Source organism: Streptomyces sp. BR123, from assembly GCF_013401435.1.
Lineage (GTDB): Bacteria > Actinomycetota > Actinomycetes > Streptomycetales > Streptomycetaceae > Streptomyces.
Genome location: NZ_JACBGN010000037.1, coordinates 1 through 12831 on the forward strand (window position 1 = coordinate 1; position 12831 = coordinate 12831).

12 protein-coding genes and 1 pseudogene are annotated in these 12831 nt (G+C 69.3%); 9 read left to right on the top strand and 4 right to left on the bottom strand.

The annotated features are described in order from the left end of the window. Positions 1-244 precede the first annotated feature (244 nt). Positions 245-925, bottom strand: a complete 681-nt coding sequence (locus HYE82_RS08975) for a response regulator transcription factor (RefSeq protein WP_179173417.1) — start codon at positions 923-925, stop codon at positions 245-247. 38 nt (positions 926-963) lie between these two features. Continuing rightward, positions 964-2187 carry a cell wall metabolism sensor histidine kinase WalK gene (locus HYE82_RS08980; protein WP_179173418.1) on the bottom strand — a complete coding sequence of 408 codons (1224 nt, stop codon included), beginning with the start codon at positions 2185-2187 and terminating at the stop codon, positions 964-966. A 216-nt stretch (positions 2188-2403) separates the two neighbouring features. Between HYE82_RS08980 and phoU the strand changes: the two genes are divergently transcribed. The 3 genes and pseudogenes from phoU to HYE82_RS37855 form a co-directional block, all read left to right on the top strand. Then, positions 2404-3075: a phosphate signaling complex protein PhoU gene (gene phoU, locus HYE82_RS08985; RefSeq protein ID WP_179173419.1), complete on the top strand. Its 672-nt coding sequence runs from the start codon at positions 2404-2406 to the stop codon at positions 3073-3075. A 124-nt stretch (positions 3076-3199) separates the two neighbouring features. Further along, the gene (locus HYE82_RS08990; RefSeq protein ID WP_179173420.1) at positions 3200-3349 is read left to right on the top strand and encodes a hypothetical protein; all 150 of its coding nucleotides are present in this window, start codon (positions 3200-3202) and stop codon (positions 3347-3349) included. Between the two features lie 496 nt (positions 3350-3845). Continuing rightward, positions 3846-4032, top strand: a pseudogene (locus tag HYE82_RS37855) (DNA primase); the annotation flags it as partial. 1319 nt (positions 4033-5351) lie between these two features. Here HYE82_RS37855 and HYE82_RS08995 read toward each other — a convergent pair. Next, positions 5352-5912, bottom strand: coding sequence for an ATP-binding protein (locus HYE82_RS08995; protein WP_309144244.1), 561 nt, complete (start codon positions 5910-5912; stop codon positions 5352-5354). After that, a complete protein-coding gene (locus tag HYE82_RS09000) occupies positions 5909-6667 on the bottom strand; it encodes a GntR family transcriptional regulator (RefSeq protein WP_179173421.1) in 759 nt (252 codons plus the stop codon). Before HYE82_RS09000 ends, HYE82_RS08995 begins: the two co-directional genes overlap by 4 nt. 234 nt (positions 6668-6901) lie before the next feature. Between HYE82_RS09000 and HYE82_RS09005 the strand changes: the two genes are divergently transcribed. The 6 genes from HYE82_RS09005 to HYE82_RS09030 all read left to right on the top strand — a co-directional run bounded on the left by HYE82_RS09005 (position 6902) and on the right by HYE82_RS09030 (position 12767). Further along, positions 6902-7759 (top strand): hypothetical protein, encoded by an 858-nt coding sequence (locus HYE82_RS09005; protein WP_179173422.1) that lies wholly within the window; start codon positions 6902-6904, stop codon positions 7757-7759. Continuing rightward, on the top strand, positions 7756-8472 hold the full coding sequence (locus HYE82_RS09010) for an HNH endonuclease (protein WP_179173423.1): 717 nt from the start codon (positions 7756-7758) through the stop codon (positions 8470-8472). The genes HYE82_RS09005 and HYE82_RS09010 overlap by 4 nt, the downstream gene beginning before the upstream one ends. A 176-nt stretch (positions 8473-8648) precedes the next feature. Continuing rightward, positions 8649-10190 (top strand): ATP-binding protein, encoded by a 1542-nt coding sequence (locus tag HYE82_RS09015; RefSeq protein WP_309144245.1) that lies wholly within the window; start codon positions 8649-8651, stop codon positions 10188-10190. Positions 10191-10441: 251 nt separating this feature from the next. Then, positions 10442-10663, top strand: a complete 222-nt coding sequence (locus tag HYE82_RS09020) for an AlpA family transcriptional regulator (RefSeq protein ID WP_179173425.1) — start codon at positions 10442-10444, stop codon at positions 10661-10663. 315 nt (positions 10664-10978) lie between these two features. After that, positions 10979-12205 carry a site-specific integrase gene (locus tag HYE82_RS09025; protein ID WP_179173426.1) on the top strand — a complete coding sequence of 409 codons (1227 nt, stop codon included), beginning with the start codon at positions 10979-10981 and terminating at the stop codon, positions 12203-12205. Positions 12206-12605: 400 nt separating this feature from the next. Beyond that, on the top strand, positions 12606-12767 hold the full coding sequence (locus HYE82_RS09030) for a hypothetical protein (RefSeq protein ID WP_256987023.1): 162 nt from the start codon (positions 12606-12608) through the stop codon (positions 12765-12767). The last annotated feature ends 64 nt before the right edge of the window (positions 12768-12831 follow it).

The window sequence follows — 12831 nt, forward strand, 5'->3', positions numbered from 1 at the left end:
CCGTCGGGCTCCCCGGCCGCCGCCCCGTCCGGTTCGCCGTCCGGTTCCCCCGCCGCCACCCCGTCGGGCGCCGCCTCGGGCTCCCCGGCCGCGGGTACGTCCCCGTCGCCGTCGGCCTCGGCGTCGCGCGCTGCCGGCCACTGACGCGCCGAGCACCCCGTACGAACGGGAAGGGCCCCGTCCGCTGCTGCTGCTGCGGACGGGGCCCTTCCGTTGTCCCGTGGCCGAGGCCCGGAGGTTTGCTTTACGGCTCGAACTTGTAGCCGAGGCCTCGGACGGTGACCAGGTAGCGCGGGGCGCCCGGGTCGGGCTCGATCTTGGCGCGCAGCCGCTTGACGTGCACGTCGAGGGTCTTGGTGTCGCCGACGTAGTCCGCGCCCCACACCCGGTCGATCAGCTGCATGCGGGTCAGGACCCGCCCCGCGTTGCGCAGCAGCATCTCCAGCAGGTCGAACTCCTTCAACGGGAGGTCCACCTTGGCGCCGGCGACGGTGACGACGTGCCGGTCGACGTCCATGCGCACCGGGCCGGCCTCCAGCGCGGCCGGGGCGACCTCCTCCGGCTCTCCGCGGCGGCGCAGGACCGCGCGGATGCGGGCGACCAGCTCCCGCGAGGAGAAGGGCTTGGTCACGTAGTCGTCGGCTCCTATTTCCAGCCCGACGACCTTGTCGATCTCGCTGTCCTTGGCGGTCACCATGATCACGGGGACGTTGGAGCGGCCTCGCAGCTGGCGGCAGACCTCCGTGCCCGGCAGGCCCGGGAGCATCAGGTCGAGGAGGACGAGGTCGGCGCCGTTGCGCTCGAACTCGTCGAGCCCGTCGGGCCCCGTCGCCGCAATGGCGACCTCGAAGCCCTCCTTGCGGAGCATGTAGGACAGGGCGTCGCTGAAGGATTCCTCATCCTCGACGACGAGCACACGGGTCACGGAAGGACCTCCGGGGCTGGGATGGCTGGTTCTCTGGTTCAAGCTGGGGTCGGGTGACCGGGGGCGGGGGCGGCCCGGCCGGCGGACGAACCGTGGTGGGACGACGGTGCGGCGGCCTCGGGCAGCCGCAGGGTGAACGTGGAGCCCTGGCCCTCCGAGCTCCACACGGACACCTCGCCGCCGTGGGAGGCCGCGACGTGCTTCACGATCGCGAGGCCGAGCCCCGTCCCGCCGGTGGCGCGGGAGCGGGCCGGGTCCACGCGGTAGAAGCGCTCGAAGATCCGCTCGCGGTCCTTCTCCGGGATGCCGATTCCCTGGTCGGTCACGGCCACCTCGATCATGTCGCCGCCGGGCGCCGCCACCTTGCGGGCGGCGATGCCGACGCGGGTGCGTGCCGGGCTGTAGTTGACGGCGTTCTCGACGAGGTTGCCCAGGGCCGCCGCGAGCTGGCCGCGGTGTCCCCAGACGAACAGGTCGGAGGTACCGCCCGCCGCCATGGTGATCTGCTTGGCGGACGCCGTGTGGCGGCAGCGGTCCATCGCCTCCGCCACGAGCGTGTCCACGCGGACCGGCTCGGCGTCCTCCAGCAGTTCGTCGTTCTGCACGCGCGAGAGGTCGATGAGCTCCTGGACGAGGTTGATCAGCCGGGTGGCCTCGATCTGCATGCGCCCGGCGAAGCGGCTGACCGCCTCGGGGTCGTCCGCGGCGTCCATGACGGCCTCGGACAGCAGCGAGATCGCGCCCACCGGCGTCTTCAGCTCGTGCGACACGTTCGCGACGAAGTCGCGCCGTACGGCCTCGATGCGGCGGGCCTCGGTGAGGTCCTCGACCAGCAGCAGCACGAGCCTGGAGCCGAGCGGGGCGACGCGCGCCGAGACCGCGAGGGCCTCGCCGCGGCCGGTGCCGCGCCGGGGCAGGTCGAGCTCGACCTGCCGTATCTCCCCGTCCCGGCGGGTGTCGCGGGCCATGTGGAGCATGGGCTCGACGGCCAGCTTGCCGCCGCGGACGAGCCCGAGGGCGTACGCCGCCGAGCTGGCCTTGACCACCGCGTCACCCTCGTCGAGGACGACGGCGGAGGAGCGGAGGACGGACAGTACGGTGTCGACTCCGGGCGGGAGCACCGCGTTGATGTCCGGGCGCATGGAGCTCCGGGTGGGGCGGGCCTGGTCACGCTCACTCCAGCGGAACGCCAGCGTCGCGACCACACCGGTGCAGGCACCGGCGATCGCTGCAGCTGCGGCGACCGCCGCGTTCACGTCCATGCATCCAGGTTAAGCAGGCGCAATGGCACTTCCACAGCCGTTCGGGTGGCGCCTCGAACAGTCGTCGCCCAGAGTTCACCGTGACGACGGGGTTGATTCACTTGGGATGCCGGAGTCGGACGCGTTTGCGGCCGAACGTGTCAACGTGGGACATGAGGCCGCACCCACCCGCCCGTGCCAGGGGCAGCAGCGCAGTAGGCCAAGAGAGGGACACCCATGCGTGACGCGTACCACGAGGAACTGGATTCGATCGGGGAGAGCCTGGTCGAGATGGCCCGGCTGGTCGGTTCCGCGATCGGGCGGGCCACGACGTCCATGCTCGACGCCGACCTGAAGCTCGCCGAGAGCGTCATCGCCGCCGACCAGAAGGTCGACGACCTCCAGCACGACCTCGAAGCCCGTGCCATCGCCCTGCTGGCCCGCCAGCAGCCGGTCGCGACCGACCTGCGGATCGTGGTGACCTCGCTGCGCATGAGCGCCGACCTGGAGCGCTCGGGCGACCTGGCGCAGCACGTCGCGAAGCTGGCGCGGCTGCGCTTCCCGGAGTCGGCGGTGCCGCGGGACCTGCACGCCACCATCCTGGAGATGGGGCAGCTCGCCCAGCGGCTGATGGCCAAGGCGGCCGAGGTCATCATCACCAAGGACGTCGACCTGGCGATGCAGTTGGAGACGGACGACGACGAGATGGACCAGCTGCACCGCACGCTGTTCCAGCACCTGATGGACGACCGCTGGAAGCACGGCATCGAGACCGCGGTGGACGTGACCCTGCTGGGCCGGTACTACGAGCGCTTCGCCGACCACGCGGTATCGGTGGCCAAGCGTGTGGTGTACCTGGTGACGGGCGAGTACGCCGACGAGCTGCAGCCGCCGGTCGAGCCCGTGTGAGCGGGCGGCCGGGGGCCGGGGCGCTGAGCCCCGATGCGCCGTTGACGCGCCGGTGCCGCTGGGCATGAATGAGGGCGAAGGCACGTACGACCGCCAGCCCGTACCCCGCCTCCGAGGAGGATCCATGCCAGATTCCCCCGTCCCCGTCACGCCGGAGCAGGAGCAGCTTCCCAAGCCGGAGCCGCTGCGCCTGCCCCTGCTCGCGGCATGCGGCTGCGGCTCGGGCTGCGGCTGCGGCTGCCAGTCCGGCGCGCCCTGCCAGTGCGGCGGCTGACCCGCCGCACCCGGCCCACGCACCGTGAAGGGCCCCGTCCGCAGGACGGGGCCCTTCACACGTGCCGCGCTACTTCTTCTTGCCCTGGTTCTTGATGGCGCCTTTGGCGACCTGAGCGAACGACCAGTGACCAGCGGTCGAGCCCCGGCGGAGGGGTCGTCATTGGTCGTTGTTGGTCACCGTCAGCGGCCCTTCGACGGCCCACAGACGGCCCGGCCGCGTAGCGCGTACAAGCAGGAAGAGCAGGAAGGACCGCCCTTCGGGCGGACGATTCTCGGGCGCCTCTCCCTCAGGTGCTTCCGCCCGGCCGGCGGCTACTGGGCAGTGGAGCTACCGAGACTCTTAGCTGGGGGGCGACCGCCACGCTCCGCCGCTCGCTGGCCGTGCTTGAAGAGACCACCCCGCGCCGCGGCCGGGTGGTCTTTTCTCATCCGGCCGCGGCGCTGGAGTGGGATGCGATGTGGTCCGCACCGCGCCGCCGAAGCAGGCGGACAACACCCTCAACCGCAGCGCCTTCAAGGTGGGGCGCTTCGTCGCATGGGGCGACATCCCCCGCCACAAGGTAGAGGAGGCCTTCCAAGCAGGGGGAGACGCGGGGACTCACCGCTGCCGAGTGCCCCGCCACGATTCGCAACGCCCTGGACAGCTCCATTCGTCAGGCCCGGCCCCAGGAGACGGCATGAGCACCCACCCCCATCCCCGCTTGGAAGGCCCGACCAACCGCAGGACACGAGAGGTGGTCGAAAGGTGGTCAGGAAGACACACGAGTGCCGCCACGGCCGCGCCCCGCACAACAAGCAAGAGGAGCACCCGGCGCGGGGCGTGCTCTTCTTGCTGTTCCGGCGCGGCGCCCCCAGCTAAGAGCCTCTCTGACCAACCATCCACACGAGAAACCCGTCTTGGGGCATGAGGGAGACTCTCGTCCTAGAGAGTTAAGGGAAAGCAGCGTCCGCAGCGTCCGCGAGGGTCTGCCTGTATGAGCTGGCCTGCGCAAACACTGCGGACGCTAAACAATTTGTTTAGCGTCCGCCAGAGTCCGCAGCGTCCGCAGCGTCCACTCTCAATCAGGAGTGTTGTCGCAGGTCAGGCTCCTTCTGGAGTCCTGGCCGACTACGGACGTACACCGCACCGGCAGCCGCTCGATCATCCGCCGCCACCGGTCATAGGGGCGAGCGCCTGGGGGCAGGGGCGTCAGGCGAGGGATGCCAGACACGCCAGGTCTCAAGCGTCGCAGACCGAGAACGCTACAGCTCGATCTTGCAGATGCAGATACACCAGCCGCCAATGCATAGGCACCAGCACTCGCCACGGGGAGGGCGGCGCGCAGCGACCTCTTGGGGAGAGACGATGATCTTGGCGTTGAACTCCACGCTCTCAGTCTCTCCTTCCTCAAACTTCTGGATCGCGTCGCGGAGGACTCCCGAACTGAGAGCCCTGGCGAATGAGTCAGGCGTGTGAACTTGCGCAAGCGCCTCCGCCAAAGGCTGCCTTGCGTTAGGTGTGCTCGTTCCCATTGACGATCTCCCAGGTCTCGTCGCGTGATGGCCTGGTCGACACCCCAGATCGGCTGCCAACCGGGTACGAGGAGAGCACGTCTGGTTTGCGGCGAATCGTTCACTCCTGAGCCAACTCACCACGAACATCACCCTTTTGATGCTCAGGCGATCTCGCTCCGTAGAGACTTTCGGAGCACTACAAGACGCGGGCCCTCGACCATGGCACCCAGGAGCGACGCGTCAGGAGCATCAGGTAGGCGGTAGGGGATGATCCGAGCGAAACGATCTGCCAAGAGTCGCGCGGCCGAAGGTCGCCCCGAACAATGCCGTCACACCATGCCGTCACGGCCGTGACGCCGCCCTGCCTTCCGGGTGGGACGATGCCGCTGACCTGCGTGCCTCCGCGTCACGGTGGGCGTGACGGCGTGCTAGACCTAGCACCTCCCCTTGCTAGGTCTAGCAGTGCCACTAGCAGCCCGCAGGCACCCTGACCAGGCATCTAGCGTCTAGCACCCGAAGCTCAGCCCTACCTCTTCCAGGGCCTTCAGCACCGAATCGGGGTCACCGCTGTAGACGAGGTGGGGTTCGTCCGGCCCCGGGGGGACGAACCTTGTTCGATAGCGGGCCAGGTCGCTTTCGGAGAAGTAGATCGAGTTTGGATCGGCTTCGTGCTGCGCGTTTCGCTTGCTCACGCGGGACCAGAGTTCTTCGTGGCTCGCCTCCAGGTAGACGAGCACGGCCACCGCGCCGGCGTCCGTGGCGATCGATCGCCATCGAGCGCGGTCGTCCGGGGTCCAGAAGCCATGGTCGACCACCACGTTGCACCCCGCCTGGAGCCGCTCGCGGAGCTCTACAGAGGTCTCTTCGAGCACCGGACGTTCCAGGGCCGGGAAGGTGCCCCGGGGGAAGTCGACGCCGTAGACGCCGTGCCGGCGGAACATCTCCTCATCCGGGCACAGCCTGCTGAATCCGCGATCTGTGAAGGCGCGTGACAGCGTCGTCTTGCCCGAGCCGGGAAGGCCTGCCATCAGGATGCAGAACGGCCGCGGAGCGGAGTCGGCCGTCACTGCGTGACCTCCGATTCCGTGCGCCACGTCCGGCCGGGGCCTCCGAGGTCGACGCCGTACTCCACGACGTTGCCCGCGTTGTCGACAAACTTCGCCGTCATGACGACGACCGGATCGGCAGGAGGGTTCGCAGGGTCCAGTTCCAGGAGCTCCGCATCCGTCGGCGTCAGCAGCCGCGCCGACGCACTGTCGATCCGGTGGGTGATCGGCCGACCCGTGGCCTGGGCGATGAGCTGTAGCGACGTCCCGCCGGTCAGGCGCTCGCTCTCCGCCAGTTGGGGGACCAGCTTCCCGTATCGGACAGGGATCCACGACGTGGAGTGCGCCACGATGCCGTGCCTGTCGCGGTACACACGGCGGCGGCGGATCACATCCGAACCGGGCTCCATGTCCAGGGCCTGGGCCACGTCGGCCGGCGCCGGTACCACCGACGCCTGGTGAGAGTCAGACCGTTCGCCCGATCCCCAGCTCGACCCGCTACGGCGCCCCCGGTCCTGACGCTGGGCTCCCGAAGACATCGGGGAGGGACGGTCCAGCACCTCGGTCCCGATGCCGTGAATGCCCCTGACGAGCCCTTCGCTACGCAGCTTCCGCAGAGCCTTTTCGGCGGTCGCCGTGCTGACGTGCCACTCCTGCGCAAGGTTCTTGATGCTCGGCAGAAGTGAGCCCGGCCGCAACTCGCCGGACGCGATCAATTCCGTGTAGTGGGCGGCGATCTGGGCGTACGGCGCTCGGTTGTCGGCCTGATCCGACATCACGTCAGCTCCCTTGTGTCAGTGGATGCCTTCCCTAGCGTACCGCTTGACACCCTAAGGCGCCCTAGGGAACCTTAGGGATGTGCCCGCCGATCGGATCGATCGATCGGAGAGCGGCGTACTGCCATGGGTACTGACGCACAAAAGCCCTGGTCAAAGCCAGGGCTCCAAGCAGGGAGCGGCTCCCTACCGCCAAGCAGTCAGCCGCTCCCCTACCCGCAAAGGGGCACATCCATGATGCATGCAACCCTGCCCAGCCTGGCCTTACAGGTCGAGATCCAGCCCGCCGAGTTCGAGGTGCGGGACCGCCGCCTTCCCGGTGAGGCGTACCCGCGGGTGCCGGTCGGCCACGTGGAGCTGAACCGGGCGCAGACGGCCTGTGTCCTGCTGGAGACGTGGGCGGACAAGCGGATGGGGGCGACTCTGAGTGATCACCGCCGGTCCGTCGCGGACGCGGTCGCGAGCAACGGCGTGGAGTGGGTGTTGGAGCTCATGCGCGACTTCGTGCACCTGGAGCCGATGACCGATGAGTCGGTGGCCCGGTGCTGGGAGCTGGCCCACCGGCTGACCGTCGACTCCTGGTTCACCAACGCCGAAGCCAGGCTGATGAACACGGCCGAGTACGCCGTGTGCCTCTACCTGGCGGGTGAGGACCGGTTGCCGCGGCGCCTTCATGCACAGGCGCTGGCCGACCCGACTCCGGTGAAGGAGCTCAACGCCATCGTGGCCGAGGTCGCCGCAACGCTTCCCGCCGACCGTCTGGTGTGGCTGGGCACACAGTTGAACCGCGAGGTCAACCCGCAGGTCGTCATTGAGGGCAGCAAGGTCACCAATCTGCCGCTGACGCCGGAGGAGAAGGCGGCTCGTCGCGAGATGAAGTCGGTCATGCCCGACTACCAGCGGCGCCTGTTCGCGCACCGGATTGCCTTCGGCCGCGTCCACTTCATGTACGAGCGGTCGGCTCCGCTGATCGTCACCCCGGCCACGGGCGAGACGTTCTACGGCCCGGTCGTCTCGGACTGCCCGGAGAGCCGGTTGCACGCCTTGGCCCAGCTCCACGGCCGCGAGCGCGCCATGGAGCTCGCCGCATGAGTCTGCACGACCGGCCGCACCTGAACGCGGCCCGTCGCCGGGCGAGGAAGCTCACCCTCGCCCGGCGCGACGGGGCCCGCTGCACCTACTGCCACACGCCGTTCCCCAACCTGCAGCACGCGACGCTCGACCACGTCGTGCCGATCAGTCTGCTGCGCACCTGGTCGGCCAACCACCTCGTACTGGCCTGCCGGCCGTGCAACACCGCGAAGGGCGACCGGCTGTCGCTCCTGCTGGCGCTGCTGGTGCTGCGGTCGGTGAACACGGTGGACGCCCCGACCGTCCACCCGATCCCCGTCCACGCGCCCCCGCCGTCCCCCTCGGGTCGGTCGGCCGACTCGCCGTCAGCGAACCGGCACGTTGGGTCAGGTGGATCCGAGGTGGATCGGGTGGACGTTCACCGGTCCACCGACCCGTTCACCGACGTGTTCACGGCTGTCGACTGGCGGCTGTTGGCCCGACTCGCGCACGCCCGCCAGTCCACCGACAGCCACGCGTCCGCCGCAGGTGGACAGTCGACCGTCCACCCGGCCTTAGCCACTCACGTGAGTGGGTCAAAAACTCACGGCGGTGTTCACCGCGTTCACGGAGATGTTCACCGGACCGTCCACCACAGCTCAGGCGCCACCCGGGGAGCCGGAAGTCGGACGGGGACTCGCCTGTGCGGACCGGCACACACCCTCGCCCCGATGGACCGAAAGGAGTCGGCGTGAACACCGCACCTTCTGTCGTGAACGGCCACGCCCGACCGATCGCCCCCGGACAGTCGGCCGACCGATCGACCGTGAGCACCGACCGGTCCACCGTGAGCGCGGGCACGCCCGGCGTGAACACCGGAAGGGCCGCCGTGAGCGGCGACGGACCGGGCGTGAGCACGGGGCGGCGGGCCGTGAGTAAGACCGTCCCGCCGGCCGAGGAGGGCGGGAAAAAGCCTTCGGCGGCGGTGCGGCTGGTCGCGCTCGCGCGGGAGCGGTACCGGTTCGTGAACTCCACCGACGGCCGCCCGTACGCCGTCGCGCTGGACGGACCGAACGTGGTCCTGCCGCTGCGTGGCCGGTCCGGACTCCGCCAGCGTCTGGCCCGCCTGTACGCCGACACCTTCGACGGGGACGTGGCCTCTCAGTCCGCGCTCGCCGACGCGATGACCGTGCTGGAGGGCATCGCCGAGTCGGAGGACCCGGTGCCGGTGCACCTGCGGGTCGGGCACGACGACGCCGGGACCATCGTGGTCGACCTGGGCGCCGCCGACGGCCGCGTGGTGACCGTCTCGGCCGCCGGGTGGGCCGTCACGGACCGCTCCCCGGTGCTGTTCCGCCGCTCCGGGGCCATGGCGCCCATGCCCGCCCCGGTCCGGGAGGGCGACGGGCTGACCATGCTGCACGGGCTCCTCAACATGGACGAGCCGATGTTCCGCCAGCTGGTCGCCTGGCTGGTCGCGGCGTGGATGCCGACCATCCCCCACCCGGTCCTCACCTGCAAGGGCGAGCAGGGCACCGGCAAGTCCAAGGCCGCCCAGATGATCGTCAACCTGGTCGACCCCACCCCCGCTTCCAAGCGGTCGCAGCCGCGGGACACCAAGGCCTGGTCCACCCAGGCATTCAACTCCTGGGCCCTGTGCCTGGACAACGTCTCGGCCATCCCCCAGTGGCTGTCCGACACCCTGTGCAAGGCCGTCACCGGCGACGGCATCGTGGACCGCGCCCTGTACACCGACGACGACGTGGTGGTGCTGTCCTTCCGCCGAGTGCTGGCCATGACCACCATCGACGCCGGAGCCATCGCCGGGGACCTCGCCGAACGGCTCCTGATGCTCGACCTCCAGCTGATCGACGGCAAACGACGGCGCAGCGAGGAAGAGTTGGACCACGCCTTCGAGACCGTCCGGCCGGCCGTCCTCGGGTCGCTCTTCGACCTGCTGGCCACCGTGCTCGCCGTCCTGCCGAACGTGCACCTGGAATCGCTGCCCCGCATGGCCGACTTCGCCCGCGTCCTGGCGGCCGTCGACCAGGTCATGGGCTGGACGACTCTGGACGACTACCTGGCCACCTCCGCCAACGTCGCCGGGGACGCCCTGGAAGGCGACCCGTTCGGGTCCGCCGTCGTGGCCCTGGTCGACCAGTGCGGCACCTGGACGGGTACCGCGGGCCAGCTCCTGGAGCAGCTCCAGCCGCCGGGCGGCATCCGGCCGCCGTCCTGGCCCAAGGACGCCACCCGCGTCGGCGGGAAGGTCAAGCGCCTCGCCCCGCTCCTGCGCACGGTGGGGATCACCGTGGACGACACGCAGCGCAGCCGGGACCGGCAACGGCACAAACTCCTCGTCCTCACCCGGACCGAGACCCCCGACGAGTCAGCGTCCACACCCCCACAGGACCCCCTGTGGCCAGACGTAGCCTCGATCGGGCACGGCCGGACCGCGCACGACCAGCACTGATACCGCCGGAAGCCTGCCGGACCGGGCCGCGAACGAGCGGCCCGGACACGGCAGACGCTGCGGACGCTACAGCCGTCCAGCGTCCGCAGCGTCCGCTTCAGCGTCCGCAACCCTCACCGGCTCTGACCTGCGTAAACGGCCCCGTGCGGACGCTGGGACGCTGCGGACGCTGAAATACACCAACTCTCTAGGACGGCCACCGGCACCACTCCACGCACCGCACCGACGGACACGAGGAGTCACCCCGCCCCATGGCCAGCAACCCGATCGAGACCCTCCGCGCCGGACTCCCGGACCGCTACCTCACCCCCGAGGACATCGCCTCGCTCTTCGCCGTCCCCCTGGAGACCGTCTACGCCTGGCGCAAGAAGCGCACCGGCCCGCCCGGCTTCCGCGTCGGCCGGCACGTCCGCTACGACCCCGCCGCCGTCCGCGCCTGGGCCGACCAGCAGACCGCCCTTGACGCTGCCTGACACCTGACACCGTCACGCCCGCCGTGACACCCAAACCCCTAGGCAATCGCGGTGTCAGGCGCCCTGACGCCACCCGTGACAGCACCCCTGACACCTCCCTGACTCCCAGGGAGGTGTCAGGGAGGCAGGGAGAACTCCCTGAACCCCTCCCTGACCCGCTTCGGCGGCATTGACCTGCACAAACACCTCTTCAGGGAGGCGGGGAGGCGCTCCCGTAACGGGCCCGCCGATGCCCTGCCCGTGTCAGTCCACCCAAGGCCACCGCCCTCCCTGAAGAGCGGCAGACACCCACCCCGTCGAGAGGAGTCAGCCCCCATGGCTGGCCACATCCAAGACCGCTGGTACAAGTCCGAGACCGGCCCTGACGGCAAGGCCGTCCGAGTCAAGACCGACCGTTACGGCATCGGCCTGCGCTACCGGGCCCGATACATCGGCCCCGATGGAACCGAGAAGTCCAAGTCCTTCCGCGACCGCGAGAAGCGCCTCGCCGAGGCGTGGCTCGCTCACATCGAGGCGGACATGTCCCGTGGGGCGTACATCGACCCGCAGGCCAGCCGCACCACCTTCCAGCAGTACGCCGAGAAGTGGCTCAGCCACCACGGCGCGGACCCGAACACCGGGTTCTCGATGGAGTCGCAGCTGCGGCTGCACGCCTTCCCGTACATCGGCGCGCGCCCGCTCGGCTCGTTCCAGCCCGCCCACATCCGCGACTGGGTGAAGCAGCTCGACGCGGCCGGCGTCCGGGGCTCGTATGCACGGGTCATCTACTCGAACGTCCGGAGCGTACTGAGCGCGGCAGTCGATGACGCTCTGCTCGCTCGGAATCCGTGCGCTGCTCGGTCCGTCCGGCCGCCGACCGTCGACGTCCGGCGGGTGGAGCCGTGGCCTGCAGAACGCGTCTTCGCAGTCCGCGCAGAGTTGCCCGATCGATACCGCGCCATGGTCGACCTGGGCGCCGGGTGCGGGATGCGGCAGGGGGAGATCCTGGGCATCGATGTGGACGGCGTCGACTTCGCGGCGGGGACGGTGCACGTCGTCCAACAACTCAAGCTGAGCCGGAGCAAGGCCGTATTTGCACCGCCCAAGGGTGGGAAGCTGCGGGACGTACCGTTGCCTGGCCCGGTTGCCGAGGCGCTCCGTGCTCATATGAAGCGCTTCCCGCCGGTGGCGATCACCCTGCCGTGGAAGACGGCCGCCGGACCGGCGGTGACGCGGCGGCTCATCTTCACGGGGCCCCAAGGCGGGCACGTTTGGCGGAGCTCTCTGAATCCTGACGTGTGGAAGCCCGCCCTGGCGGCGGCCGGCGTCATCCCGGAGCCGGAGGACGGTGACGACTACGCATCCGCACGCGAGCACGGGATGCACGCCCTCAGGCACTTCTACGCCTCGGTCCTCTTGGACGCCGGGGAGAACATCAAGGCTCTCGCCGAGTACCTCGGGCACTCGGATCCCGGCCTGACCCTCCGCGTGTACGCACACCTGATGCCAAGCAGCCGTGAGCGGACCCGCAAGGCTGTCGCCGCCCTCTACCAGGCCGTCTAGCCACAGCTTGCAGATTCTCGATCCTGCAAATTCTCAGGAATGCGAGCTGACTCCCCACAATGGCCAGGCAGGTAGACCATAGGTGTCTACCTGCCTCCCGTCACGGATACGTGTACATAGGACCTTCGACTGCAACAGTAAAAAAGTAGAAGCAGGTCAGAGGCCCTGCCACTCGCCGGAAAAGCACCCCGGAAAGCAACACGGAAAGAATTACCAGCTTTAGACCAGACGCCCCTACCTGGGGGTTTGTCTACCAGATAGAACGATGGGTAAGGTCCCCCCAGTGCGCAAAAAGAGAGCCGCCCCGGCCAGGGCGGCTCTCACTTCCGTCTGCGCTTGCACGACCTCTTGTCTTAGACCCACGAGCACATCTGGAGCTTCCATGGTGCCACGCCCAGGTTTGACCATCGACATCTCACTGCGTGAACTGCCGTTCCTCGCCATCAGCGCGGGTGCAGCAGCCCTCCCCGCGTGGACCGACGTCCCGCCGGCCGCCGCCCTGCCCGTGGCGATCCTGGTGGCAGTGCAGATCCGCTTCAGCCGACACGTCCGGCGCACCTGACGGCCCACAGACGGCCCGAGGGTAACGAGAAGCCCCCTACCCGCTGGAAAACAGCAGGTAGGGG

Coding starts and splice junctions, on each gene's coding strand:
- HYE82_RS08980 (WP_179173418.1), bottom strand. CDS start 2,187: ATGGACGTGAACGCGGCGGTCGCCGCAGCTGCAGCGATCGCCGGTGCC.
- phoU (WP_179173419.1), top strand. CDS start 2,404: ATGCGTGACGCGTACCACGAGGAACTGGATTCGATCGGGGAGAGCCTG.
- HYE82_RS08990 (WP_179173420.1), top strand. CDS start 3,200: ATGCCAGATTCCCCCGTCCCCGTCACGCCGGAGCAGGAGCAGCTTCCC.
- HYE82_RS09000 (WP_179173421.1), bottom strand. CDS start 6,667: ATGTCGGATCAGGCCGACAACCGAGCGCCGTACGCCCAGATCGCCGCC.
- HYE82_RS09005 (WP_179173422.1), top strand. CDS start 6,902: ATGATGCATGCAACCCTGCCCAGCCTGGCCTTACAGGTCGAGATCCAG.
- HYE82_RS09010 (WP_179173423.1), top strand. CDS start 7,756: ATGAGTCTGCACGACCGGCCGCACCTGAACGCGGCCCGTCGCCGGGCG.
- HYE82_RS09020 (WP_179173425.1), top strand. CDS start 10,442: ATGGCCAGCAACCCGATCGAGACCCTCCGCGCCGGACTCCCGGACCGC.
- HYE82_RS09025 (WP_179173426.1), top strand. CDS start 10,979: ATGGCTGGCCACATCCAAGACCGCTGGTACAAGTCCGAGACCGGCCCT.